Origin of the sequence: Terasakiella sp. SH-1 (genome assembly GCF_004564135.1) — a bacterium.
Taxonomy (GTDB): Bacteria; Pseudomonadota; Alphaproteobacteria; order Rhodospirillales; family Terasakiellaceae; genus Terasakiella.
In genome coordinates, this window is the sequence record NZ_CP038255.1 from 1292208 (window position 1) to 1318606 (window position 26399).

The 26399-nt window shown below is 45.6% G+C and carries 26 protein-coding genes; 10 read left to right on the forward strand and 16 right to left on the reverse strand.

Translation table 11 applies throughout. From position 1 onward, the window contains the following. Positions 1-5 precede the first annotated feature (5 nt). Entirely contained in the window at positions 6-329 is a 324-nt protein-coding gene (gene cutA / locus E4K71_RS06030; protein WP_135077731.1) for a divalent-cation tolerance protein CutA, read from the reverse strand. Between the two features lie 123 nt (positions 330-452). Here cutA and E4K71_RS06035 point away from each other — a divergent pair, with 123 nt between their 5' ends. Then, positions 453-716 carry a hypothetical protein gene (locus E4K71_RS06035; RefSeq protein ID WP_346504514.1) on the forward strand — a complete coding sequence of 88 codons (264 nt, stop codon included), beginning with the start codon at positions 453-455 and terminating at the stop codon, positions 714-716. A 239-nt stretch (positions 717-955) separates the two neighbouring features. Continuing rightward, positions 956-1225 (forward strand): (2Fe-2S) ferredoxin domain-containing protein, encoded by a 270-nt coding sequence (locus E4K71_RS06040; RefSeq protein ID WP_167730317.1) that lies wholly within the window; start codon positions 956-958, stop codon positions 1223-1225. Positions 1226-1246: 21 nt separating this feature from the next. Here E4K71_RS06040 and E4K71_RS06045 read toward each other — a convergent pair whose 3' ends face one another. Both E4K71_RS06045 and E4K71_RS06050 read right to left on the reverse strand, forming a co-directional pair. After that, a complete protein-coding gene (locus tag E4K71_RS06045; protein ID WP_135077735.1) occupies positions 1247-3769 on the reverse strand; it encodes an EAL domain-containing protein in 2523 nt (840 codons plus the stop codon). 73 nt (positions 3770-3842) lie between these two features. Further along, positions 3843-4436, reverse strand: coding sequence for a malonic semialdehyde reductase (locus tag E4K71_RS06050; protein WP_135077737.1), 594 nt, complete (start codon positions 4434-4436; stop codon positions 3843-3845). Between the two features lie 143 nt (positions 4437-4579). On the opposite strand from E4K71_RS06050, the gene E4K71_RS06055 reads away from it, so the two are divergent. Continuing rightward, positions 4580-5260 (forward strand): class I SAM-dependent methyltransferase, encoded by a 681-nt coding sequence (locus tag E4K71_RS06055; protein WP_135077739.1) that lies wholly within the window; start codon positions 4580-4582, stop codon positions 5258-5260. Between the two features lie 100 nt (positions 5261-5360). Here the strand turns inward: E4K71_RS06055 and E4K71_RS06060 are convergent, their stop codons facing one another. The 3 genes from E4K71_RS06060 to E4K71_RS06070 are packed head-to-tail and all read right to left on the reverse strand — an operon-like array spanning position 5361 to position 10035. Then, the gene (locus E4K71_RS06060) at positions 5361-6413 is read right to left on the reverse strand and encodes a 2-oxoacid:ferredoxin oxidoreductase subunit beta (protein ID WP_135077741.1); all 1053 of its coding nucleotides are present in this window, start codon (positions 6411-6413) and stop codon (positions 5361-5363) included. 5 nt (positions 6414-6418) lie between these two features. Further along, positions 6419-8260 (reverse strand): 2-oxoacid:acceptor oxidoreductase subunit alpha, encoded by a 1842-nt coding sequence (locus tag E4K71_RS06065; RefSeq protein WP_135077743.1) that lies wholly within the window; start codon positions 8258-8260, stop codon positions 6419-6421. Positions 8261-8262: 2 nt separating this feature from the next. Next, the gene (locus tag E4K71_RS06070) at positions 8263-10035 is read right to left on the reverse strand and encodes an FAD-dependent oxidoreductase (RefSeq protein WP_135077745.1); all 1773 of its coding nucleotides are present in this window, start codon (positions 10033-10035) and stop codon (positions 8263-8265) included. A 281-nt stretch (positions 10036-10316) separates the two neighbouring features. Here E4K71_RS06070 and E4K71_RS06075 point away from each other — a divergent pair, with 281 nt between their 5' ends. Further along, positions 10317-11270 carry a DUF523 and DUF1722 domain-containing protein gene (locus E4K71_RS06075; RefSeq protein WP_135077747.1) on the forward strand — a complete coding sequence of 318 codons (954 nt, stop codon included), beginning with the start codon at positions 10317-10319 and terminating at the stop codon, positions 11268-11270. A gap of 29 nt (positions 11271-11299) precedes the next feature. On the opposite strand, the gene E4K71_RS06080 is transcribed toward E4K71_RS06075, so the two are convergent. The 3 genes from E4K71_RS06080 to E4K71_RS06090 form a co-directional block, all read right to left on the reverse strand. After that, positions 11300-11953: an IS1595 family transposase gene (locus tag E4K71_RS06080; protein WP_135081994.1), complete on the reverse strand. Its 654-nt coding sequence runs from the start codon at positions 11951-11953 to the stop codon at positions 11300-11302. 79 nt (positions 11954-12032) lie between these two features. Beyond that, positions 12033-12710, reverse strand: coding sequence for a cytochrome b/b6 domain-containing protein (locus tag E4K71_RS06085; RefSeq protein ID WP_135077749.1), 678 nt, complete (start codon positions 12708-12710; stop codon positions 12033-12035). 95 nt (positions 12711-12805) lie between these two features. Then, a complete protein-coding gene (locus E4K71_RS06090) occupies positions 12806-13249 on the reverse strand; it encodes a cytochrome c (protein ID WP_135077751.1) in 444 nt (147 codons plus the stop codon). A 209-nt stretch (positions 13250-13458) separates the two neighbouring features. On the opposite strand from E4K71_RS06090, the gene E4K71_RS06095 reads away from it, so the two are divergent. Further along, entirely contained in the window at positions 13459-13833 is a 375-nt protein-coding gene (locus E4K71_RS06095) for a c-type cytochrome domain-containing protein (RefSeq protein WP_135077753.1), read from the forward strand. A 55-nt stretch (positions 13834-13888) separates the two neighbouring features. Here E4K71_RS06095 and E4K71_RS06100 read toward each other — a convergent pair whose 3' ends face one another. Continuing rightward, positions 13889-15796: an ATP-binding protein gene (locus tag E4K71_RS06100; protein WP_135077755.1), complete on the reverse strand. Its 1908-nt coding sequence runs from the start codon at positions 15794-15796 to the stop codon at positions 13889-13891. A gap of 180 nt (positions 15797-15976) precedes the next feature. Further along, positions 15977-16234 (reverse strand): hypothetical protein, encoded by a 258-nt coding sequence (locus E4K71_RS06105; RefSeq protein ID WP_135077757.1) that lies wholly within the window; start codon positions 16232-16234, stop codon positions 15977-15979. A gap of 146 nt (positions 16235-16380) precedes the next feature. Here E4K71_RS06105 and E4K71_RS06110 point away from each other — a divergent pair, with 146 nt between their 5' ends. After that, positions 16381-17508 (forward strand): HsdR family type I site-specific deoxyribonuclease, encoded by a 1128-nt coding sequence (locus E4K71_RS06110; RefSeq protein WP_240796878.1) that lies wholly within the window; start codon positions 16381-16383, stop codon positions 17506-17508. Between the two features lie 463 nt (positions 17509-17971). After that, a complete protein-coding gene (locus E4K71_RS06115) occupies positions 17972-18157 on the forward strand; it encodes a hypothetical protein (RefSeq protein ID WP_135077759.1) in 186 nt (61 codons plus the stop codon). A gap of 17 nt (positions 18158-18174) precedes the next feature. Here the strand turns inward: E4K71_RS06115 and E4K71_RS06120 are convergent, their stop codons facing one another. From E4K71_RS06120 to E4K71_RS06130, 3 genes are all read right to left on the reverse strand, one after another. Continuing rightward, entirely contained in the window at positions 18175-19332 is a 1158-nt protein-coding gene (locus E4K71_RS06120) for a hypothetical protein (protein ID WP_135077760.1), read from the reverse strand. A 60-nt stretch (positions 19333-19392) separates the two neighbouring features. Continuing rightward, positions 19393-20286 carry an HNH endonuclease gene (locus E4K71_RS06125; RefSeq protein WP_167730320.1) on the reverse strand — a complete coding sequence of 298 codons (894 nt, stop codon included), beginning with the start codon at positions 20284-20286 and terminating at the stop codon, positions 19393-19395. Positions 20287-20640: 354 nt separating this feature from the next. Then, entirely contained in the window at positions 20641-20994 is a 354-nt protein-coding gene (locus tag E4K71_RS06130; RefSeq protein WP_167730322.1) for a YccF domain-containing protein, read from the reverse strand. 88 nt (positions 20995-21082) lie between these two features. Between E4K71_RS06130 and E4K71_RS06135 the strand changes: the two genes are divergently transcribed. From E4K71_RS06135 to E4K71_RS06145, 3 genes are all read left to right on the forward strand, one after another. Then, positions 21083-21337, forward strand: coding sequence for a hypothetical protein (locus tag E4K71_RS06135; protein WP_135077766.1), 255 nt, complete (start codon positions 21083-21085; stop codon positions 21335-21337). Between the two features lie 113 nt (positions 21338-21450). Further along, positions 21451-21684 carry a type II toxin-antitoxin system ParD family antitoxin gene (locus tag E4K71_RS06140; RefSeq protein WP_135077768.1) on the forward strand — a complete coding sequence of 78 codons (234 nt, stop codon included), beginning with the start codon at positions 21451-21453 and terminating at the stop codon, positions 21682-21684. Next, on the forward strand, positions 21677-21967 hold the full coding sequence (locus E4K71_RS06145; protein ID WP_135077770.1) for a type II toxin-antitoxin system RelE/ParE family toxin: 291 nt from the start codon (positions 21677-21679) through the stop codon (positions 21965-21967). Before E4K71_RS06140 ends, E4K71_RS06145 begins: the two co-directional genes overlap by 8 nt. Positions 21968-22247: 280 nt before the next feature. Here the strand turns inward: E4K71_RS06145 and E4K71_RS06150 are convergent, their stop codons facing one another. Continuing rightward, positions 22248-24155: an HlyD family type I secretion periplasmic adaptor subunit gene (locus E4K71_RS06150; RefSeq protein ID WP_167730324.1), complete on the reverse strand. Its 1908-nt coding sequence runs from the start codon at positions 24153-24155 to the stop codon at positions 22248-22250. Beyond that, positions 24152-26293, reverse strand: coding sequence for a peptidase domain-containing ABC transporter (locus tag E4K71_RS06155; RefSeq protein ID WP_135077774.1), 2142 nt, complete (start codon positions 26291-26293; stop codon positions 24152-24154). Before E4K71_RS06155 ends, E4K71_RS06150 begins: the two co-directional genes overlap by 4 nt. Positions 26294-26399 lie beyond the last annotated feature (106 nt).

A 26399-nucleotide genomic window follows, 5' to 3' on the forward strand; every position in this document is an offset into this window, starting at 1 on the left:
CGTTTTCAGTCCTTTTTCAGGGTCTGTTCGGCAATCCATTTGAGGTAATCCGGATTGCCTTTTTCAATGGGGAGAGAGACCACGCAGGGACAGTCATAGCTATGAAGCTCCCCTATCCTTTCGATGGCTCGATCAACATGAGTTGGTGTGGTCTTGGCAAAAAAAGCCGTTTCCGAATCATCTTGGACGGCATCATTCCACCAGTATAAGGACTGGATGGCTGGCAGGATATTAACGCAGGCGACCAGGCGTTCTTTGATCAATTGTTGGGCGATTGCGCGTGCTTCGCTCTGATCGCTACAGGTCACATATAGGGTAACGGCTTTCATATGAGGTCTCCTCTATCTCAGGCACGCTGCCCTCTGTTTCAAGGGCGGTATGTATAAAGCTTGGACAAAATGCCCTTTCGCAGTACCATAAGCTATCCTTGACGTTTGCAAAATGAGATTGCCATGACAAAGGACAAAATGGAAAGCACTGGACAGTATGATGGCGAAAAACCATCACAGACACAACGGAAATGGTTGTCTCGTGGACTGAAGCAGGCTGGAGGCAAGCTGCCGCTGTTTGATGAATTTGGACAACAGGTCAATCCACAAACCGTCAAAAGCTGTATCCGAAATGGTTGGGCCGAACCATGGTTTACAAATCCGCTCAAACCTGATTGGCTGGTTTGTAAGTTAACAGACTTGGGCCGAAAAATTCTGGAGGCTTAGTTCTGGTCTTTTTGTGTGAAAGAAAATAAATTCACATGGTAAATATGTTTAATTTCTGAGGTTTTCATTAATACGACTGCGATTCATTTTTCTTCTCTAAAAATGCCTTGCAACTGCAATTGAAGTTTTTTAGATAAAATTTGTAGGATTTTGTGTGTTGAGAAATCAAAAGAGGTTGATTACTTAACTGCATGTGTAGATTTTAAGCTGGGTATCGTTTAGTCAAGGGTGCTAGTATATTGAAAAAACTATATATTTGTACAAACGTGAGAGTGGGGGGCCGCCCTTCTTGCGCGTTGCGGGGAAGTAAGGAAACGTTACTTCTCCTAAGGCAAGAACTGGCCCTGCGTCATCTCGATATTGCAGTTGAAGAAATTGTATGTCTTGGTCAATGTGACCACGGCCCTGCCCTGCGCCTTGCCCCTGGCGGTGCTTTTCATTTAGGCGCAACGCCGGATAAAATACAGGAGATTGCCGACTGGCTGGAGAATGAGTTAGCAAAAGAGTGATAAGGTCTGGACCATGTGACGTCACTCTTTTTGTTTCGTTGGTATTTGGAAGTGCTTTTCAAATTCATCTGCAGGCTTGGGTTTGGACAAGAAGTAGCCCTGAATAATAGAGCAGCCCCCTTCGCTAAGGAATTCGGCTTGCGGCTGGCTTTCAACCCCTTCTGCGATACTTTGCATGCCGAGGTTTTCGCTCATGGACAGGATGGTTTTAATAAGCTGGCGGTTGCCTTCGTCATTGAACATGCCATGGATGAAGCTTTGATCAATTTTGAGGTGATCCACAGGCAGGCGGCGCAGGTAGCTCAGGTTGGAATAACCTGTGCCAAAATCATCAATGGCAATGCGCACCCCAATTTGTTTCAGGGCATGGAGATTGGATTTGACTTGCTCGGGGTTATCAATGAAGGAGCCTTCGGTGATTTCAATTTCCAGACAGCTCCCATTGAGTTCATATTGGTCCAGCAAGTCTTGCACCAGTTTGGGGAAATGATGGTTGGTAATTTGTTCTGGTGCGATATTTACCCCAATGGTCATGGCGGGATAGTCTTTGTCGCGCCATTCTTTCAGCTGTTTACACACGGTTTCCAGAACCCATGTGCCAATTTCTGAAATCAGGCCGATTTCTTCGGCAATGGGGATAAATTCTGCTGGACCGATTTTGCCAATTTCATCGTTATGCCAACGTAAGAGGGCTTCTGCGGCAATGATGTTGCCATTGGGGGCTTTGGCCTGTGGCTGGTAATAAAGTTCAAATTCATTTTTCGCAATGGCACTGCGCAGTGCTGTTTCGATTTGTAGCTGGCGCATGCCTTGTTCCGTGAAAGACGGATTGAACAGGTTGAAGGTGCTGCGCCCTTCTGCCTTGGAACGATACATGGCTGCATCAGCATGTTTGATAATGGTTTCCACATCTTCGCCATCTTCGGGAAAGACGCTCATGCCCAGGCTGGCGGTCACAAAAAGTGTGTGTTCCTGTACAGTAAAGGGTTTGGAGAACGCATCAATAATACGTTGGGCAACTTTGATGACTTCATCTACGCTGTCAATTTCCGGGAAAAGCAAAATAAACTCATCCCCACCCATGCGCGCAACGGTGTCTTCACCACGGGTGCATTTTTTAAGCCGTTCAGCAGCTTCTTCCAAAATGGCATCCCCGGTATTATGGCCTAGCGTATCGTTGATCTTTTTAAAATGATCAAGGTCCACAAACATAATGGACAGCTTGCTGTCATGGCGTTTGGCGCGTTCTACAGCCATATTAAGGCGATCTGAAAACAGGCGGCGGTTGGGCAGTTTGGTCAGTTCGTCAAAATAGGCCAGACGCTGGATTTGTTTTTCCTGATTTTTACGTTCTGTGATATCGCAGAAAATACCCGCATATTGGAAAATATCTCCAGCATCATTTTTAATGGCGGTGATGGTCAGCCATTCTGGATAGACTTCCCCATTTTTGCGACGGTTCCAGATTTCACCTTGCCAATAGCCATCTTTTTTCAGTTGTTCCCACATTTTTTGGTAGTAGCCTTTTTCATGGCGACCTGATTTTAACAAGGCTGGTGTGTGACCAATGGCTTCTTCTGCGCTATATCCTGTGACATGGGTAAAGGTTGGGTTGACGTACGCAATTTTGCCTTCTGCATCAGCGATGATGATACCATCCAGCGATGCCTCAATAATCTTATGGGCCAGATGCAGGTTATTTTGTGAGGTGCGCAACGCCTGAGAGCGTTCTTCTAAAATGGTATTGATACGCCGGACATATTCAAATTGCAGGCTGGAAAGAATTCCGGAAAAACTGATCAACCCGATAATATCGCCATTATGATTATGCACACCAAGATGGCGAAAGCCTGTTTTCACCAGCTGGTTGCGGGTTTCCAGCAGGTTTGCATCCTTGGAAATGGTCTTGAGAGGGCGTGAAGCCGCCTCCCCTGCGGTTTGGGGGAATTGACGTTGGGATAAAAAGCGTGTGACGTCTTTTTCCGTGATGATGCCATAACCATCTTCAAATTGTACGCAAACCGCAGCCTGTGGGGAATTGCTGATGATTTTTAAGGTATCATGCAGCGACAGGCTTTCATGCGCCATGGGGGCGGTTTGGGTGATCGTCTGTTCAACGGTTTTGACGGTCAGATAATATTCTTCGCCATGTTTCAAGATAACATCGGTCTGGGTGATGATCCCGATGGGCGTATTATCATCATTGATGACCAGAAGATGGCGAACCTTTTCTTCTTTAAAACGAACCGCAGCAGCCCCAATGGTGACATCTTCGCGGATGCTTTTGACCGGGAAGTTCATGAACTCACGCACAGGGCGATCAAAGATGGCCAGGTTGGAGACATCCATGCGCAGGCTGTCTTTTTCCGTCCAGATGCCAATGGGCATCCCGTTTTCTTCAACCAGAATAGAACTACAGCCATGGGCCTGCATTGTGTGGGCGCAGTGGGCAACCGTATCATCAGGGCGGCAGGTCAGCAGGTTGTGGTTTACAATCGTGCTGATAGGGTTATTGATCGGGTTCATTTCACTCTTCATTTCCATGGCGGTTCAGGAGCCTATCATAACCAAATGAAGAGTGAAAAGGTAGCGTTACGTATAAGTACTTATGTCTGAATTACAGGACATCGCACACTTCGTCAAAGGCTGGTCGTGGTCCGCGATTGTAAAGACCTGCTTTATCCCCATACCCAATATTGCACAGGAAGTTAGACTTGAGACTGGAGTCTTTAAAAAACTCTTCATCCAGTTTCTTGTTATCAAAACCGGACATGGGGCCGCAATCTAGTCCTAAAGTGCGACATGCCATGATGAAATAGGCACCTTGCAAGGTGCTGTTTCGGGTGGCTGTTTCTTCACACAGGTCCGGTGCATTTTCAAACATGTCAGCTGCACCGGGGAAGCTTGGGAACAGGCGGGGCATGTTGGTGTAGAATGTCATGTCAGTTGCAATGATTGCCGTCGCCGGAGCAGACATTGTTTTTTCGATATTACCTTCTGACAAGCAGGCTTTCAGGCGTTCTTTGGCTTCTGGCGTTTTGATAAAAGTGATGCGCACCGGGTTGCAGTTCATACTGGTTGGTGCCCAGCGGGCCAGGTCCCAGGCTTTGTTCAGAAGGTCATCCGAGACGTCTTTGTCCTGCCACACATTATGAGTGCGGGCTTCGAGAAAGAGTTGGTTAAGGGCTGTATCATCAAGCGGTTGAGACATGAGTATATTCCTGAATTAAATCTATTTTTCGAAGATAAGTCAGAGGGGGAAATTATTCAATCCCCTACCCGATTTTGTGATTGCTTTATTAGTGAAATGTAATTTTAATAAAGGTCAGATTTTATCATGTAGGATGGATCATCATGCAAAAAAGAAAAAATGCCGATGTCTTGAAAGAAACCTTGGAATTGGCGGGAAAGAAAGTTCTGGATATCGGCAGTGGTGAAGGCCACCTGACTCGCATGATGGCGAAACAAGGGGCTCATGTGATCGGACTGGAATGTTCTGAGCGTCAGATGGAAAAGGCCCTGTCCTATGAGACTGTGGCAGATGAACGTTTTATGGACGGTGTGGGCCAAGACCTGCCTTTTGATGATGAAACGCAGGACATCATTGTGTTTTTCAACAGCCTGCACCATATCCCACTGGATGAACAATTTAATGCCTTGAAAGAGGCCGTGCGTGTGTTGAAAAAAGGCGGACAGATTTATATCTCAGAACCTATTGCCGAAGGCCCGCATTTTGAGCTGTTGCAGCCCATTGACGATGAAACCCATGTGCGCGCGGTGGCTTATGACAATATCAAGCGATATGCGGAACTGGGCTTAAGCTGGGAAGCCGAAGAAATTTATAATCATCCGGTTCGTCGCAAGAGCTTCGAAGAATTGCATGATAAGTTGACAGGTCCAAACCCGGAACGTGAAAAGATTTTTGAAGACCAAGACGTGGAGCTACGCGCGGCTTTTGACCGACTTGGCGATCAAAAAGCAGACGGGCTGACTTATTTTGATCAGCCGACACGGATGAATTTATTGAAGAAGTAAGAAAGAAACCGTCATCCCCAACTTGATTGGGGATCCAGAAAGTCCATAAAGGTAACTGGATCCTCGTATTAAGTACGAGGATGACGGTTTTATTTGGTGATCAACGGAAGCTGTTGTTGATCCCGTCCAGGGCGTGGTTGCCCGGACACAGTGTTTTTTCATCCAGGCTGTTCAACGGTGTATCCGTTGTACCAAGGAAGTCGTGCATATCACGCAAGGTTGGGTCACAATACAGCAGACCTGTCAGGATCTCGCCTTTTGCACGGTGTTGTTCAATGGCATTGATAGCCGCAAAACGATCTTGCGGATCAAAGCCGTTGATACCCTTGTGCAGGCGCAGGATGGAACCATCATGCAGGCAGATATCCTTGCTTTCGCCTTCCGGATAAGACGTTGTGATCTCTTCTTGGGACGGCACGAAGTCTGTGATGTTGCCTTCTTCCACATGTTCACGCACGTAATCATAAGAGCGTGTAGATGTGGCGTGGTTGTTGAAGGTCACACAAGGTGACATGATGTCGATGAAAGCAAAACCTTCGTGACAGATCGCAGCTTTCAGCAACGGCACCAGCTGTTCTTTATCACCAGAGAAAGAACGCGCAACAAATGTTGCCCCCAGTTGCAGAGCCATGGTCGGCAGGTCAATCGCCCCCCACATGATCTCTTCACCTTTTTTGGTTTTGGAACCTTTATCCGCTGTTGCCGCTGTTTGACCTTTTGTCAGGCCATAAACACCGTTGTTGGCAACCACATATGTCATGTTCAGGCGACGGCGCACCACATGGGCAAACTGGCCCATACCGATAGACGCTGTATCGCCATCACCGGACATGCCGATATATTTCAGGCTGCGGTTTGCCATGGACGCCCCAGTTGCCACAGACGGCATACGGCCATGAACGGTGTTAAAGCCATGAGACTTACCCAGGAAGTAAGTTGGGGCTTTGGAAGAACAGCCGATACCAGACAGTTTGGCAACTTTGTGTGGCTCGATTGACAGCTCGAAACAGGCTTGAACAAGCGCTGCACCCACGGCATCGTGGCCACAACCCGCACATAATGTGGACAAAGACCCTTCGTAGTCACGATAGGTCAGGCCCAGTTCGTTGCGTGCCAGGTTCGGGTGATGAAATTTGGACTTTAAGTAACTCATTTTTCTTACCCTCTCTTCGCAGCTTTTTTCTTCGCCGGCTTGATGGCAATGTTTTTAACAATGGCTTCACTGATGAAGGAAGCTGTGATCGGCATACCGTCATAATGGGTGACTTGAACAACCTTGGCCGGATCAATTTCCAGCTCGTTGATCAAGAGCGTACGCATTTGACCGTCACGGTTTTGTTCAACAACAAAGACCTGATCATGTTTCTTGATGAAGTCATCAACAGCCTTGCCAAACGGGAAAGATTTCACACGCATACCGTCAAGGCTGTAGCCTTGATCAGCCAGCATGTCGAAAGTTTCGTCCATGGCATGGTCTGTTGTACCGTAATAGATCACTCCGACTTTAGAGCCTGCGTTGCCCGCATGCATTTCCGGCTGAGGCAGAAGTTCAGCAGCTGTTGCAAACTTCTTCTCCAGACGTTCCATGTTGCGAACGTAATCTTCGCCTTTTTCGGTGTAAACCGCATATTCATCACGGCTTGTACCACGGGTGAAGTAGATGCCTTTTTCCGGGTGTGTGCCCGGATATGTGCGATACGGAATACCATCACCATCCACATCAAGGTAACGGCCAAACTCTTCAACTTCTTCAAGCTGTTGGGCGTTGAGAACTTTACCACGGTCATATTCGCGGCTGTCATCCCAGCTCAGTTCTTCTGTCAGGTGATCGTTCATGCCCAGATCCAGATCCGTCATCAAGATGATCGGTGTCTGTAAACGTTCAGCATAATCAAACGCATCAGCAGACATGTCGAAACATTCTTTGGGGGATGATGGGAAAATCATCACTTGTTTCGTATCACCGTGTGAAGCATACGCGCAAGACAGGACGTCTGATTGTTGTGTACGTGTCGGCATACCTGTGGATGGGCCAGCACGTTGAACGTTCATCAGAACCACCGGAATTTCAGCGAAATAAGCCAAACCGAGGAATTCTGTCATCAACGACACACCCGGACCGGATGTGGCTGTGAAAGAACGTGCACCGTTCCAGCCGCCACCAATGGCGATACCGATCGCAGCCAGTTCGTCTTCGGCCTGCATGACGGCGAAGTTCTTTCTGCCAGATGCCGGGTCGATACGCAGGCGGTTACAGTATTTTTCGAAGTTTTCAACAACGGATGTGGACGGGGTGATCGGATACCAACCCGCAACCGTACAGCCCCCATAAACCGCACCCAGACCACAAGCTGTGTTGCCGTCAATCAGGATGCGTGAACCAACCTGATCGGAATTTTTAACGGTGATGGACAGTGGGCATGTGAAGTTGCTTGTCGCCATCTGATAGCCGAGTTCCAAGGCATGGACGTTCGGGGCAATGAGCTTTTCCTTGCCTTTGAACTGATCTGAGATCAAGCCTTTGAGAACGTCGAAATCCATATCCAGCAGAGCTGCAAGAGCACCGATATAGATGACGTTCTTAAACAGTTGGCGCTGACGCGGGTCAGTATATTCTTTACGGCACACATCAGAAATCGGCAGGCCGAGGAAGGTAATGTCCTTGCGCAGCAGCTGCGGGTCGATTTCTTTGGTGGAATCATAAAGGAAATAACCGCCAGCCAGTACATGTTCAACATCGGCAACCATGGACTGGGCGTTCATGCCCACTACGATTTCTGCACCGCCTTCACGGCGACCAAGATAGCCTTTTTCAGAAACACGCACGTCAAACCATGTGGGCATGCCCTGAATGTTGGACGGGAAGACGTTACGCGGACTTACCGGAACGCCCATACGGAACAAGGCTTTGGCAAACATGTTGTTGGCACTGGCAGAACCAGTTCCGTTTGTGTTGGCAAAACGAATAACAAATTCGTTTACGGAATTAATATGTTTCATCGTTAAGCCACCTCTACCTGTGTCGCTTTAAATAGGAATTTCTGCATGTCCCATGCCCCTGTCGGGCAACGTTCCGCGCAAAGGCCACAGTGCAGACAAACATCTTCATCTTTGACCATGATTTTTTTGCTGGCAAGTGCATCAGAGACATAAATGTCTTTTTCGTTACCCACAGCCGGAACGCGCAGGCGTGAACGCAGATCATCTTCATCACCATTGTCGATGAAGTTGATACAATCCATCGGACAGATATCTTCACAAGATACACATTCGATACAACGATCGCCTAAGAAGACAGTCTGAACGTCGCAGCTCAAACAACGTGAGGCTTCTTTCAGGGCCAGCTTTTCATCAAAGCCCAACTCAACTTCCGCCATCATGTCTTTCATGGCTTCTTCCAAATTCATCACCGGCACTTTATTGCGCGGGTCATTGGAAACAGCACTTTGATAAGACCACTCATGAATACCCATTTTCTGAGATTCCATGGTGTAGTTCCCTGCCGGGATCTCATCGAGTTCTTTGTCATCAGACAGCATACGGTCAATAGAGGCCGCAGCAATGTGACCGTGGGCCACAGCTGTAATGATGTTTTCCGGACCAAAGGCCGCATCACCTGCAAAGAAAACTTTCTCGTGGCTGGATTGCAGCGTGTCTTTATTCAGAACTGCCATGCCCCAGTCATCAAAATCAATGCCGATGTTGCGCTCAATCCAGGGGAAGCTGGCATCCTGACCAACAGCAACCAGCACAAGGTCACATTCCACCAGCATTTTCTCACCGGTGGAGACCAGGTTACGTTTGCCCTTGTCCCACTGTGTTTCAACGCGTTCGAATTCAACGCCGATGAATTTGCCGTCTTCAATGACGTAACGCAGCGGTGTGTGGTTCGGGATGATTTCAACACCTTCTTCCATGGCGTCTTCACGCTCCCATGGGGAAGATTTCATTTCGTCATAGGTGGAACGAACGATGGCTTTGACTTCGCTGGCACCCAGGCGACGTGCTGTACGGGTACAGTCCATTGCCGTGTTACCACCGCCCAGAACAACAACGCGTTTCGGGGCTTCTTTAACGTGTTCGAATGTGACACCAGCCAGCCAGTTGATCCCGATTTGAACGTGATCTCCAGCTTCTTCCAGACCGTCCATTTTTAATGGGCGACCAGACGGGGCACCTGTGCCGACAACAACAGCGTCGTAGCCTTCATCCAGAACAGATTTCAGGGACGTCAATTCTTCACCAAAGCGGGTGTTCACACCAAAATCGAGAACCGTGTCTACTTCGCTGTTCAATGTATCCAGCGGCAAGCGGAAAGACGGGATTTGTGTGCGCATCATGCCGCCAGCCTGGGCGTCGCGCTCATAAAGTGTTACGTCATACCCCAGTGGCATCAAATCACGTGCAACTGTCAGGGAAGCCGGACCTGCACCAAGCAAGGCAATCTTTTTGCCATTCTTTTCTGTCGGGATTTGCGGCAGGCGGTCTTTGATATCTTCTTTATTGTCGGCAGCAACACGTTTGAGGCGACAGATCGCCACCGGATTTTCTTCTACGCGTTGGCGGCGACAGGCCGGTTCACACGGGCGGTCACATACACGACCCAGAACACCCGGAAAGACGTTTGCTTCCCAGTTGACCATATAAGAGTCTGTGTAACGACGTGCGAGGATCAAGCGAATATATTCAGGAACCGGCGTGTGGGCCGGACAGGCATATTGGCAATCGACCACTTTATGAAAGTGTGCCGGATCAGAAGTGTTGGTTGGTTTCACGGGGCAACCCTATCTCACTAGCTGTCAAAAAAAAATCATATAGCTGGCGTTTGTATGATTATTCCACCTTTTCTTCAAGTAAGACTTTAGTAAAAAGCGTTATTTTTCATGGTCTTACCACTTAATTGGTCATACCTCTTTTTACATTTATATAAGATGTTTTTGTTATGCGGATCTGTATTCTCCCTAGGTTGTTTTAAATACCGTAAATAAGATATCTTTTTGTAGTAATTTTAAAGTGCAAAGTTTGTTTTTCTAATAAACGCTTGTGGAGAAGACGAATGGATAAAAAATTGAAAATCGGTGTGTCGAGCTGTTTGTTGGGACAGGAAGTACGCTACAATGGTGGGCATTGTCATAACCGTTTTGTCACGAAATCTCTGGGGACATATGCTGAATTTGTCCCGACTTGTCCTGAAACTGCGATTGGTATGGGCATTCCGCGTGAAACTGTACGTCTGGAACGTTCTGCTGAGGGGAAAGTTGAAATGCTTGCCCCAAAGTCAGGTCATGATTTTACCCAAGACATGCGTGCTTTTTCAAAAAGCTGGTGTGAGCAGTTGGATCAAATGGATCTGGATGGGTTTGTTTTTAAGAAAAACTCCCCAAGTTGCGGTGTGTTCAGAGTCAAAATTTATCAAAACGGCCAGCCTGCCCAGCGTCGGGGCCGTGGTTTGTTTGCTCAAGAGGTTATGGACAGATGCCCCGAACTCCCTGTGGAAGAAGATGGGCGTTTAGCTGACCCGATGTTGAGAGAGCAATTTATTAACCGTGTTTTTGCCTTTCGCCGGGTGAAAGATGTGTTTAAGGGGGATTGGAAGCGTAAAGATATTATTGCGTTTCATGCTCGCGAAAAAATGTTGTTGATGGCTCATCACCCCCAACAGGCAAAAGTGCTGGGTCGTTTGCTCGGGAATGTGAAGTCCTTTGAACGCGACGATTTCAAGATGGTCTATATTAAGGAATTCATGGCTTGTGTGAATCATAAGGCCAGCCGGGGCAAGCAGGTTAATGCCTTGATGCATATGGCGGGCTATCTGAAGAAAAAACAGACAGCGCAGGGCCGGGCTGAGTTAAATCAATTGATCGCAGGCTATCAGCGCGGACAATATCCACTGTCTGTTCCGTTGACGTTAATGACACATATGGTGCGTCGTTTTGAACAGTCTTATTTGGCACAGCAAAGTTATCTCAAGCCTCACCCGCAGGAATTGGCTTTGCGTAACTATAGCTAAATTAATTAAGGGGCTGAAGTAGCTAAGGGTTAATGTTTAGCCTGTTTATACCATATTTTCAGCTGCTTTAGGAGGTCTGCGTGGTTGCCTCCATTGAAACGCCATTCACACTCCTTGAGAAACCAGTAGAAATGGTCAGGTTTGATACCGTTGAATTTCCGCATATGACGCTTTGCCTGATTCCAAAAGTTCTCAATGCCATTGATGTGATTTTGTTTGTCTGCAAAGAGTTTGGAATGGTTGATGCGGCGGTGATGAAAGTCCGAAACATCCAATGCGTTGTAAGCGCCAAACGTATCGGTATAGACGATACTGTCAGGCTCGACCTTCTCCTGAATAATCGGTAACAGCGTCTCTGTCTTTGCATTGGGAATGATTGCCGTATAGACCTTGCCACCCCGCTTTAAAAGGCCAAACACAGCCACTTTGCCGCCAGCACCACGACCTCGTTTTCCTTTACGGACACCGCCAAAATAACTTTCATCAGCTTCAATCTCGCTTTGCAAACGATAGCTCGGCAACTTGCTGGCAATCAATTGGCGAAGCCGCATGAAGAAGCGGATCGCTGTGTTCGCTTGGACACCTACAATTTCAGCAGTCGCACGAGCCGTGCTGCCTGCGACAAAATGCTCAATCAACTTGCTTTGCTGACGTAAAGTCAGACGACTTTTTCGGATGTACATCGTAGCCATTATAGAACCTCTTTCAGTCCTTAGCTACTTCAGCCCCTTAATTAATCAAAATTACTCGGGATTTGCTATGTCAAAAATGCCAGATGTTGAGGGCCAGCCAAACCGTGCCAGCAGAACAGGCCAGTAAGATTAGGGCCTTGAAGGATGATTGTTGTTTCAGTTCTTGTCCTTCTGGAACGATCTCTGCATCTTTATTGCCTGTGACCATGGCGCGGATGAGATTTTCTTTTTTGAAAATCAGATAAAATAGCGCTGCACTCACATGTAGGGCCACACAGGCGAGAATAACCCAGAAGCCAAGGCGGTGGAGCGTTCCTGCCAAACTTACCATGTCTGATGACGCAAGAAAGACCAGTGGGCCTTCAACAATGATTTCGTCGGTTGTGAATAATCCCATACTGCCCTGCCCTAATAAAAGAAGCAAAAGCGCAATTACCATCAAGCCACCGACCGGGTTATGGCCGAGGAATTTTTGCGGCATGGGGTCTTTTAAAGACATCAGATAGGTGAAGACAGCTTTCGGGCCTTTGATGAAATCACTAAAGCGTGCGGTATTAGACCCAAACAGCCCCCATAACAGGCGATAGAGACATAAAGTCAGGATCGCATAGCCATTCCACATATGATAGGTCATGTTAACATCACCAAACTCAAAGGTGAGATAGGCATTGATGAACAAGGCCACCAGCGTCCAGTGGAACAAGCGGGTTGGGAGGTCCCATGTGGGAATTTTTTGATTGGATTTCATAAGCGCCGCCTTAGTTCAAGATCTATTAATTTAAACAGAACAGGGCATCCTATCTCAGAATAAGATGCCCTCCCCTTTATTTTTAGCAAAAAATATTATTTCTTGCGGAACTCTTTGTGACAGGCTTTACACGAACCGCCCAGTGTTTTGAAGGCTTCAACCTGTGCAGCTTTATCGCCGCTTTTGGCTGCTTCAATCAAGCCAAGTGTTGCGCCATAAGCGGCTTTGCCTTTTTCCTGGAAGCCACTCATGTTGGTCCAGATTTCAGGCTTTGCTTTGGTTTCACCGACATCAGAACCTGCCGGGTAGGCTTTGCCCATATGGTCAAAAGCACCTTTGATCGCTTCGGCATGGTAAAGCGCATCGCCCTTACCGCCGAGGAACAAGATAGCTTTCAAAGAACCCATGTGGCCGCCAGCAACTTTATAGATGCTTTGACGGTGAACGATTGCCGGGTTGCTTTCCGCAGCGATTGCAGTTGAAGCGATACCGACAAAGGCAGTCGCACAGATACATGCAGCAAGAGCGAGTTTTTTCATTTGATCCTCTATTTGAAAGAAAGATTTATTCTAGGTTTGTTGAATGTAACACACCTTATGCTGGTTTATTATCTATTTAAATAAGTTCTTTGTAACAGACTGTAACAACCCTATATAAATTATGGGGAAATGCCCATTTAGCCCTTATCAAAGACGATAGGGTCGTGTATGAAGAGGGCAATCTAAAAACTCAATTCGGAGAAATCATCATGCGTTTTATTCTGTCTGCCGCTGCTGCCTTGACGTTTGCAACATCTGCAATTGCCGGCAACATCCCGACTCACCCGAGTTTTTCAAAAGACGTTATGCCGATCCTGGAAAAGAACTGTAAAAAGTGTCATATGGCAGGCGGTGAAGGTTTTGTTGCATCCGGTTTCTCTATGGAAAGCCATGAGGCAATCATGAAAGGGACAAAACATGGTCCTGTGATTGTTCCCGGTGATGCGTCTCTCAGCAACTTGGTACGTATGATTGAAGGTGAAACTGATCTGGCGTTGAAAATGCCACACAACACACGCCGCCTGGAAAAATCAGATCGCAATATCATCCGCCGCTGGATCAACGATGGTGCGAAAAAGAACTAAGTTCTGCTGAACATTCAGTTATGGAAAAACCCGCGAATTTTTTGTCGCGGGTTTTTTATTGCTTGGGCAAGGTGATGATAAAACAGGTTCCTTGACCTTCCTCCGTTTCAATCTCAATCGTTCCCCCATGTTTATTGACAATAATATCGTGACTGATGGAAAGCCCCTGCCCGCTGCCTTTGCCCACTTCTTTGGTGGTAAAGAAAGGATCAAAAATACGGGAAAGATGAAGTTGTGAAATACCAATGCCGCTGTCTTTGATGCGCAGGCTGACATGCTGCTTTGTTTCATCCGTTATGATCGTGATTGTTCCCATGTCTTTGGATTTTTCTGCAATCGCATGGGCGGCATTGACAACCATGTTAAGCAAGACTTGATTAAGGTCACTTTCATGGGCAGGAATTGTGCTGAGCCCCTCTTTGAGGTGAAGGTCAACTGTTGCCAGACTTTTCCATTCGTTTTTACAAACAATCAGCACCCGCTCGACAATTTCGTTCAGATTGATCAGAGATTTATCTTTTCGGCTGGGATGGGCAAATTCTTTCATGGCAAGGACGATTTTTGAGACTTGCTGAACCCCGTGAACAGATTGTTGCACTGCCTGTGGAATTTCATCCCGGATAAAATCCAGGTCAGCCTCTTCAGTTGCCTCAAAGCATTCTTCAAGCGCATTGAGCTTTAATTCTTTTTCCTGAATTTCTGTAATGAGCCCTTCATAGGTTTGAATTAAGTTCAAAAGGCTTTCATAAGAGCCCCCCATGAAATGCAGATTGTCACCGATATATTGAATGGGCGTATTGATTTCATGGGCAATCCCTGCAGCCAGTGTCCCGATGGATTCCATTTTCTGGCTTTGTAGAAGGTCGCGTTCGAGTTTTCTGTTTTTTTCGTCTGTTTCAATGATTTGCGTGATGTCCGTATCTACGCGTATGCCACCACCGATGCTCAGTGGTTTGAAACTGTGCATGACATAACGCCCGTCTTTGGTTTTTGAAACAGGAAGGTCTGAAACCAGAGAGTTTTCAGCGGATGTACCGGGAAACAGCACCGTATCCGTCTGGGTGGCGATTGTATATTGATGCAGTTCCGTACAGTTTTTCATTGTTTGAAGGATATCTTGCGGGATATCAAAAATTTTGCCAAAGGCATCGTTAATCAAAATGATGTTTTCATCTTCATCAAATAAAAGAACACCTTGGGAAAGGTTGGAAACTGCATCTTGCAAGATGCTTTCGGCTTTGAAGCGTTTTTCATGGGCTCTGGATAAGGCATCCTGAAGGTCATCGGCATATTTTTTCAGGGCAAGGGACATTTCATTAAAGCTATGGGCCGTATCGGCAAGTTCATCCTTTCCTTTGACCTCAATCACGTGACCAAAGTCTCCTTGAGCAACTTTTTTTGCCCCAATTTGCAAGGATTTGAGCTGGCGGGTCAGAATTCCGCCCAGCAGGAAACCAAAAATGCCAACCAGAATAACTTCGATAAAAGCAACACTTAAGAGGTGCTCGCGTGCCTGTTGGACAAACCCTGTGAGCTGAGTGGTTGACATCCCCAGCTCAATCACCCCCCAGATATCATCTTCAATGGTGATAGGATGTTGGACATCCAGAATATTATCCTGCTGGGCCTCAAGAATTGTACTGTCTTCTTTGAAAACTCTGTTCAGAATATCTTTTGGCCCCTGGGCTGAAAGAACTTCCCCGGCACTGTCGCGGACACGAATATAGATGATTTGCTTGTTGGTCAGGGTCTTTTCCACCAAGGCATCCAATGTGGCAAGGTCTAGTGAAATAACGGCCTCTGCCGTCATTGTTGCCAATAACTGGGCACTGATCTGCGCCCGATTAAGCATCTGTTCTTCATTGGAGCTTTTGAGATAGTTGATACTACTGACAACCAGAAGTGTGAGCAGTAAAATCTCAATAATTGCAATGCCCAGTATGGTCTTTAGACGAAACGACATAAAAAATGAGAGAGCCTTAGTCCGATTTATTATTCTTTATCCGTGTATAGGGAAGCAGCATAACATAAATAACGGATTGTGGCAGAGGCTATTGTAATTTTAGCGGCAGATACAAAAATGGAGGAAGCTTGACCTCCTCCATTTCAACATGTTGTTTTTTGTGCCGCGAAGGTCCTGATCTTAGTTTTCGGTTCTTTCAGAAATAACCATCATCACTTGTTCGTTGCCATAATTAAGGACGACCTCAAGAGGAAGCCCGCCATCTGGTACGGCTTTGGCCTCAAATGATTTTGTTGCCGGGTTTATACTCAGCCAGCTGGGAAGGTTTCCACCATCAACCAATCGCGCTGTCACTTCTGTGGTCGCAATGTTCTGGCTCACCTGCTGGGGGAGGTCAAAGCTAGCGGAATCAACAATGCGTACATTAAACCTATTCATCAGCCATAGCTGGAACGTGCCTCTTACAGCGATGTCGTGCTGGTGGATCGCTTACGTGAGCAACTACAGATCATCAACCCTGATGTTTCCGAGGACGCATCACGGAAGTCATCAACCGGGTGCTTGATAGTGCCACGCCGTCTCTCGTGGAAGAGAACCGTCGCCTTCACCTGATGATGACTGATGGCGTTGATATCGAAGACCACACACCCGATGGATCATTGCAATCCAAGAAAGTTTGGCTGCTCGATTTCGAGACAACAGATAACAATGATTGGGCTGCTGTTAATCAGTTCACTGTCATTGAAGGACGTAACAATCGTCGCCCTGACATCATTGTGTTTGTGAACGGACTTCCGCTCGGTGTAATAGAACTCAAAAATCCTGAAGACGAAAACGCTACCATCGAAGGTGCGTTCAACCAGCTTCAGACCTACAAGAAAGAAATTCACGCACTGTTCCGCACCAATCTGTTCTTGGTAACATCGGACGGCATCCTTGCTCGTGTAGGTTCTCTTACAGCGGACGAGGAACGCTTCATGCCGTGGCGGACCACAGATGGTATGACAGTGGCCCCTAAAGGCATTCCAGAGCTTGACACTCTGCTTTCAGGTATCTTCGAACCGCAACGCCTCTTGAATTACCTCAGAGGCTTTGTTGTGTTTGATAGTGATGGCTCCAAGCTAATCAAAAAGATCGCTGGATACCATCAATTCCATGCTGTGCAAAAAGCAGTTCTCAGCAGCTTGTCTGCAACAGATAATGAAGGAAACCGGAAGGCGGGTGTTATCTGGCACACTCAAGGCTCGGGAAAGAGCCTCCTGATGGCATTCTATGCTGGTCGCATCATTGCCCATTCTGATATGGGAAATCCGACACTGGTCATCATCACTGACCGTAATGATTTGGATGACCAACTCTATAAGACGTTTGCCGGATGTAAAGATTTGATCCGCCAAACACCACGTCAGGCCAAAAACCGTGAAGAATTACGTGAACTATTGGCAGTACCATCAGGCGGAGTTGTCTTTACGACTATTCAAAAATTCTCCCCTGAAAAAGGCGAAGATTTCCCGGTGCTGACAGAGCGATCCAATGTGATCGTCATGGCGGACGAAGCCCATCGTTCTCAATACGGCTTCAAGGCCAAGGTAAAAGAAGATAGCGGCGAGATAGCTTATGGCTTTGCCAAACATATGCGTGATGCTTTACACTTCAATTCAGGGAATAGTTTCTCTTTTGACGGACACTTGGTGGAACAAAATGGCTTTTAATCAGTCACGGTCTGAATCTGAATGCCAAATTGAATCCGTGATAGAAGACGCAACCCGCTCTGAAGAGCAATGGGTTGATTACATCACTAAAAAAATAAACAACAAGCATTGGGACGCTCTATGTGTCCAGACGACCTGGCCCTTTGACGGAACAGTTCATTAGTCGCTGAATTTCAGCAACCACAATAGTTTTGGGTGTTAGGAAGGCGTGGGTATCCCAGCCTTCCTCTCCATTTTCTTACATCATTTTATGTTTATGCGGGCGTGTGCGATATAGCTGCCTGTAGGTCAAGTATATCTAAAATTAAGAACTTAGATGACCAGAAAAATAATCTGACAAAACGCATCAGTAATGACAGCACCATCCGGTGCAAACCATCTGAGTAACATTATCACCCCACCCTATACTGTACAGACTAAATAACCAAACCCATAAAAATCAGAGTGGTCATGCAAACATTTAATGAATTTAGACAATCAAAACATTCAAAAAAGTCATTTTCTCAATGACTTAAACCGTAAAATATCATTGGCAAAATCAACAGAAGAAAAACTAGACCTCATGGTAAAGCTGCTTAATGCCCAGGTGCAGCTGAATGTGTTGTCCCATTCAAGCCTGTATAAAGACATGAGTGGCATCATACCGTAACTGTTAAGCTAATCCGCCTACCCCAAGCCCCCGCCACCACTGGCAATCCACTCCGCTAACGAATGTCCCCATTCTCTGAGTTTGGCCCCGACAGCAGCAGCGTCCGTTAAGAATTTAGCGTCTTTGTACAATGTTTTCTTTTCAATGTGATCAATTGCATCAGCCGTGTTGAACACCATTTTTACCACGTCAGTAGACCACTCTTCCATATCATGCAGTATCAAGGCTGCATCCAGTAGTCTCCTGATATCTCGTAGTTGTTTTTTACTGGTTTCAAGGTGTACATGCTCAACCTCTGCCAGGGCACTGTTGCTTAGTAAGGCACGATCAATTTCATCACGCACTGTTTCAATATGTGTTTTGCTGACAGTGCGTGCGCTTCGTACGGCAACATACAGCTTTTCTTTATCCGCTCGCTCTTTCCAAGATGAAGTTTCCGTTTCTTCTGCGTTGGTTTCTATCGAGCTATCTGAGCTTAACTCTGTGTGGGGTTGTTTTGTTAATGTGGCCTCTGTACCTACATCCCCTGTTTTCTCATCACTTTCTAGTTTGGGAGTATCTTCGTGTTCTTGTGTTTTGCCTAAGCGTTTCTCAAGTGCTTCAACAATTTGTCCTTCTCGATAAAGTGCATGAATTGCGGAGGACTCATTTTCTGCAAGAAAAGCTGCTTGTCTGGCTTTAGCTGCTTCAAGTTCTTCTTCAAGAGAACCTCCACCCAGCTCGATAGCTTCCCCATCCTCAGTGGTAATGATCTCCCGGTCTTCTGTTGTTAGATATTTTTTATCCTCTTCAACAGGTTGCGTCTCTGGCTTTTCCCAGGCGTCTTCTGCGTTTTTATCCCATTCTTCACGGCTTTCTGAAGCTCTTTCTTCAGCCTTTCGGCGTTCCTCGGATTCAAACTGGTAAGCAAATGAGGTCATCCCTCCATCAGTGGTGGCTGCTGGCTGGTCGCGTCCAATGGTATCAAAATCTTCAATAGAGTCGAAATCAGCAACCTCATCAATCGTTCTTGGTGCAGCGCCAGTGATCGAATTTGGACCATTGAGGGAGCCAGCGCTTACAACCGTACCACCTTCAGGTTTGTTTTCTTCTCTAGCGGTCTCTTGCGGTCCGCCATATGTTCCCATGCCAAATCTACCTGAGCCAAAACCGCCTTTTTCCTCTTTGTCCGACATAACTCCCTCTCAGAACAATTACAATGTAAGTATTGCTGTCTTTTCAAGTGTCTATCAAGCTTAATCAAACCTAATGCCGTGTTCGCTCAGGACGTATTTTCTGTTTTCATGGTAAAGCTTTTGGTCAAGCGCATATTTTTTGTCGGAGTTAGCCACAGCAGTCATAAAACTCATATTCATGATTTGGTTATTAGACGACACAAATTTTGGAGTTTTGGGTATGCTTAATCGTAAGGCCATAATTTCACATAGTGCCACATGATGAACAGGGGCTTTAGGGTGTTCAATCGCTAATTTTTTAAGTGTATCCCGAAGGCTTTCAACCCCTTCATCGCCCATATAAGATTTTGTTAAAAAGCCATCCTCCAGGCAGATAATAAAAACGAGATTTTTTATTTTAAGTAACAGTGTGTATGGGTGAAGGCGTGTCAACAGGTCAAAGTCATCGCTTTCTGTTTGAAAAACATAAAGACTTGAAGGAAGGCTAAAACCATATTCTTTTTCATAGGCATTTTGGATGATTTTGAAATTTACTGAGCTAATAACTTCGTAACAGACCTCTTTCCAGTCCTGATCATTAGTTTTCAAATAATCATTATAAAACAAGCCATAAAAAATTTTACCTAACCATGTTGATATCAAGCCGAAACTATCGTCTGTAGGTGTGAAAATGGCATGTCCAACCATATCAGTCTTATTCAGGTCATTAAACAACCCTTCGGGGTCATTCAGCAGTTTTAAGATATGGTCTTCATATCGACTACCGAACTCATTGTTGCATTTAGTATGGGCTGGAACTTTAATCTTGCTGTATTGGCTAGAGTAAACGCCATTTAAGGTCTCTTCCTTTATCTTCATCTGTCCCAGTAAGGAATTGGGAATGATGTGCTCTAGACTCTTTTTTTCGTTTATCTCTTGATTACAGAAAAAACATGTTCTGCTTAAATCTTCCATACGAGCCCCTGTAATTACACACTTTTTGTTCAAAATGATTGAATGAAGGGTAATCTGCATTTGGCTTGGAGCCAAGAAATATAAGTCTGTTATCAACTAGCCGTTAAATGATTAATATTATAAAAAAATAGAAAACTAAACTGCTCATACTGATCATTTAAGCCCGATATGTATAGAGAAAATGGAAGGCAATGTTTTTATATCTCCCATTGTGTCTTAAATGAATAAATTTGATTAATATCAGGTGATGAATGTGATCAGATGTTGCAGGTTATATCCTCCAATGACGGTAGCAGCCATGGACAGGACAATAGCTATAAACAGATGTGTTTTGTTCATTTTATCCTCCTCCCCTCATGATGTCGGTTTCGTGTCGGAGACTTCTTGTTTAACCGCACCAATCTCAAGCTTGGTTAGTTCAGTATTCAGATAGTTTGCCATTTCAGTTCTGACGACACGTTTGCCGATGGGGAACAAGGCGACAGGGGTCATTTTGAAATGAGCCATAGCATTAGGGAGCGCCACCGGAATGGTGACGATTAAGGCCATCATAGTGATGTTTAACAGGCCTGATGTGGCATGAATACAGACAAGCGGTATGCCGAACAACAAGAACCACAGGAGGTTAAACACCAGTCTGACAGCCCCTTTCGTCAAGACACCGGCATCAATGTCTTCCAACCCTTCATTATGACATGGATAAAGCAATATTTTCCAGACCCAAAGGTGCGCTTTGTTGATGTTTGTACAGCCTGTTTCCCGCCTAAATAACAATGGTTAAAACAGGCAGGTGAAAATGCAATCATTCACAGAGTATAGGGCTTCACGTACAGGGAACTCTCCGGCAGCAAGTAAACGCCAAAATCTAAGGGCAGAAGCTCATCGCCTGCATCGTCAGGGGAGTGACTTAAATAAAAAATTTTCAAGGGTAAAGTCTATAGAGGATAAGATTGATTTGATGGGTGAAATCCTGATTGTTCAGATGCAGTTGTCTATGTTGACGCTCGAAGCTTCTTTAAGGACTCCTCAGTCATCATTGGATCAGAAATGATGGTGGTGTTGCCCTTTCAACCAAGTGACTCTGTGGGGTCTTTAAAAGGCTTTGTTGGCAACCTTTGTCATCGGTGTTATTCTTTTCAAAGTTCATTTTCAAAGGATACAGTTATGGCAACAATGAATGTGTCATTGCCTGATACCATGCGTGAGTGGGTTGATGGTCAGGTTAAAAGTGGTGTTTATGCCAATGCCAGTGATTATGTCCGTGATTTAATCCGTAAGGACCAGCGCCAACGTGAGTTGATTAACCTTGCCTTGATGGAAGGTGAGCAAAGTGGTGTAAGTCAGCGTAAGGTTGGTGATATTGTCAAGGCGGCAAAGGCACAGTTAAGCGGTGCGTGATTATCGTCTTTCGGGTTTAGCTGACCAAGACCTCCATGACATTTACGTTTACACCTATCAGCAGTTTGGTGAAAAACAGGCTGATGTGTATTTATCAGATATGGAAACCTGTTTTGTGCAGTTGGTTGAGCACCCCAAATTAGGCCGGGATATTTCCTTCACTCGTGCTGGTTATTATCGGTTCGAGCATCAACACTATTCTATTTTTTATCAGATTGAGCCTGATGGGATTTTTATCGTGCGGGTTTTGCATAGTACCCGTGATATTGAAGCTGTGTTGTAAAGATGCTCGTCCTTGAGGCTTCGTTTAAGGATGTCTCAGTCATCGTTGGGGTGATTTCAGTGGGATGGTGCTCTGGAAAAATAGCGACTCTGTACGGCCTTAAATAGCCTTGTTTAGTCTGCTTTTGTGGCAGTTCCAGGCATGAAAAAAATCAGAGTGATGTCCCGGTTTGACCCGAAACGGAAGGATAAATGTTTATCTAACAGTAAGTCTCTACTTAAATATTTCCCTCCAAAAAAGATGCTTACTTTTAAGGGAGGAGTTTCATTTGGGAAAACCCTTACGGTTCCCTGAAGCTCGTTTCAATTGTTCGGATGACCGGATAAAGCACGTAAGTGATTAAGCGTCGTTTTCCAACAATGATATCAGCATTTAACTGCATACCGGGAATAAGGTGGAAGCCTTCAGGGACTTTTCGTAAGTTATTGTGTTTTATCTCTGCACGGGCGCGATAATACGTGCCTTCTTCTCCGTTAATTGAAGTCGTCACTGTATCGGCAGAGATAAACGTAATTTGTGCTTTTAAGTCACCGTGTTTCTGGAACGGCAGCGCATTCAGTTTGACAGAAACCTCGTTACCGATGGACAGGTTGCTTATATTTTGTGGATCAATGTCCATTTCAACATTTAAAGGTACATCAACAGGTACCAGGGTTAAAACAGGTTGCCCTGCGGTAACGATGGAACCGACAAACAAATCCTGAAGTTCCAGAATAATGCCGCTTTTAGGGGCAATAATCTGAATATTTCCCCGCTTGTGATCCAGCTTGACCAACTCTTCACGCAATGAAGCCCTTTTTTGCGTTGCAGTTGAAAGTTCTTCGTTAATTTGCTTTTGCCAGCCACTGATGAAAGCTTGTCGGTCTGATTGGGCTGTATCCAAATCGCCTTGAGCTACCTTCAAAGCAATTTCCGAACTTCTCAATTCAATTTTTGCCTTATCAAGCTTAAAGGCTTCTTCGACCATTTTCTTTTTAGAGAAAACCTCTTTATCAACAAGCTCCTTGTTAATGTCATAGGTGTGTTGAGCTTCTTTTAAGGCAACGCGGGCAATTTCAAGTTTGCGCCTTGCTGTGTCCAAAGCGAATTTTGATTTTTCAACACCCAGATCATAGGTAAGAACCTTGGATTTATACTCCTGCCATCGGTTCTTAAAAATATCCAACTGGATCGGATCTGAAATCTGGGGCGCTATGGAAATATCCAGATTATCCCGTTCTGCCTCCAAACGTTCGATCTGAGCTAAGACTTGCGAAAACTCCTGTTTTTGGCGTGTATAATCCGCTTCTGTTAATGTCGGGTCAAGCGTTGCTAATACCTGCCCCTCTTTTACCAATTCGCCAGCCTGAACATGAACAGAACGTACAGATGCCCCTTCACCGGATTGCACCGTTATTTTCGGAACAGTCGTTGCTAGACGACCGTTTGCCGACATGAAAATATCTATGATCGAAAAACTTGCCCACAAGACACAGGCAACAACAAGGCATGCCATTGCCCAAAATGTATATGAAATGACGGGAGGAACACGTCGGCGAGCGATTGTGTCACTGGGCGATTGGAACTCATCAATAATAAAGGCATTATCGATATTTTCCTTTCGCAATTTATCAAAAACAGTTTCTTTGACCTGCTCTGCTTTATTTTCTTTTACAGGCTGGGCTTCAAACGCGCTGACTTCCAATGCTTTATTGGAGGTCCGAACATATGTTGACAGGCGTTTCATAATGGAAACAGCCATATCAGGTGTTTGGGTGATATATTGGCTTAACGCATCTTCATCGACTTCACGCACGACCGTATCACCAACTGCTCTTGCCGCAGCACTTCTGGGGGCTGGGTCGATAACCGCCATCTCACCGAATAACCCACCTTCACCAACTTCCGTCAAGGTCGTGTATTTACCATCAGTTATCTTACAAATTTCCACCGTACCGGAAATCACAACATAACCACAATCGGCTTCATCATTTTCCTGAAAGATAAATTCGCCGGGTGCAAAACGCCTTTCTCTTAGGTCTCTTCCCGCCTGAGGAGTTTCCGTTTTCTCAGGTTTCTTTGTAGGAGAAGGTGCAGGTTGTACTTTTTTCTCAGGAGCTTTCTTTTTTTCTGCAGATTGTCCCGCCGGACGTTTCAACTTTCGTTTTTTTAGAATGCTCGGCATTGCATTTTTCTTAATCTCGCTCATGACGTGCCACCTCTTAAAGCACATTCCTTGGACCATAAGTCGGCATATTCCCCACCCAAATTCATCAGTTCTTCATGGGTACCTTGCTCAAAAAGCTCACCGTTTTTATTAAGAACCAAAATCTGGTCACTGTCTTTGATCTGAGAAAGCTGGTGTGTAGCAAAAATGACGGTTCGCCCACTGGAAATTTCATCCATATTCTTTCGGATACTATGTTCATCATCAAGGCTGAGCCCTGAAAGCGCATCATCAATCATAAGAATCTTAGGATTTCGTATTAATGCCCGAGCCAGTGCTAGCTTCTGGCGTTGACCTGAAGATAAGTTAGCCGCCCCTTCTTCAAGCTGTGTCTCATAACCATCTGCAAACTCTTTAATCTCATCATGCAGCCCAACCATTTTTGTCGCCCATATGACACGTTCCATTGAAGCCGTTGGCATCGGGCGCAGAATGTTTTCACGGATGGTTTCAGCAAAGAAAGTATTTTCTTTGCCGACAAGCGTGACGTTTAACCGTAAATGGCGGGGATCAATGGTGCGAATTTCGTTTCCTTCAAAAGAAATCGTTCCATCATCGGGGCGCAAAAGCCCTTGCATTAAACGCATCAGAGATGACTTTCCGCAACCAGAAGGGCCAACAAGTGCAATACGCTGTCGCGGTTGAATTTCAAAATTCAGGTTTGAAAGAACTTTATGGCCTTCATTATAGGTCAGGGACACATCGTTAAATTCAATACCACCACGCAATGTCGGTGAAATGCCCTGCCCTCTGGCTTCCCCTTTTCGGTTAATAACACTGCCTAACCCTTCAATAGCGGAATTAAAGCGATCAAAGTCAACAGACATGGTCACAAGTTGAACCAGTGGGCCTGTAACCTTGCCTGCCAACATATTAACACCGATCAAAACACCGGGGGTCAGTTGCTCATCAAAGACCAAAAGAACGCCAACAAAAATAACGGTCACAGTCATAAGCTGCTGTAACGTCGCACTTACCTGTGCTGACTTTTCCGACATTTTCCCCAGCTCAAGGTTGGCTAATGTCGAGCTTGATGAATACTCTTCCCAGCTTTTTTTTAGAATCGATTCAAGACTTAAGGTTTTTACTGTTTCAATGCCCGTAATGGAATTCATCAAGATGGATTGTTTTTGAGTTTCATGACGTCCAACTTGCTGCATAACGCCTTTTTGCCGTTTGGTCGAAAAGACGTTATTCAGCCCGATCAACAAAGCAAAAACGAGAACAACACCAAAGAGCTGAGGACTATAGAGCAGCAAAATCGGCACAAAAACAAATAACCCGGTTGCATCCAAGACAGTCCCAAAAAGCTTACTAACGAGAAACTGCTTGATTTTGATAACTTGCTGTACGGTTTTGATCAGTGAAGTTGGAGAGTTTTGGTGAAAATAGCCGACAGACTGCCCCATAAGGCTGGAGAAAGCCTGCACATTAAGCTTAACTTCAACTTTGCTGACGAAAAACAGAATAAGATATTTGCGCAAATAGGCAAAAACACCATTAAACAGCTGTGCAACAACAATACCTGCCGCAATAACAATTAGTGTAGAATGTGCCTCATAATTCACAACCTTGTCTAAAACAGTCATAATATAGACAACGGGTAAAAAACCGAAAATATGCAGCAGGAAAGAAATCCCCAAAAGTTGGAGCATAATCAGCTTATGATCCACCATTTCCCGGAAAAACCAGCTCAGGCTAAAAGGGTTATCATCATTAAGGATACCCACCTTGCGTTTAAGTAGGACCATGTCACCGGCCCAAACCTTTTCAAGGGTTTCCTGATTAATATATTCCAGCTTGGCATCAGAAGAAAGCGGGTCCAAAATCGCAACACAATCCTCGCCGTCACTTGATGGACACCATCTTGCTAAAATTACATATCGATTATTCGTAAACCTGAGAATTACAGGAAAAGCTGAATCCAGTTTTGAGATTTCATCCCATGAACTGGAAATAGACTTGGCCGTCAACCTATTGGCATTTGCAATCGTCAGCAACGTAGCAATATCTACATCACTTTCTTCTTGTAATGCATTTTCATGTAGCAACCGTTCAACACCGAGCTCCACCCCATGTTGTCGTGCCGCCAAGACAAGGCTTCTTATCCCCGAATTCATACCACCTCACCGCCGATATAAAAATTGAAGCAGCATGCCCCGTTATCCAAGGCATGCTGCAACATAACTGATGCTCTATCCTAAACAGATATTTGTTCAGGTATAC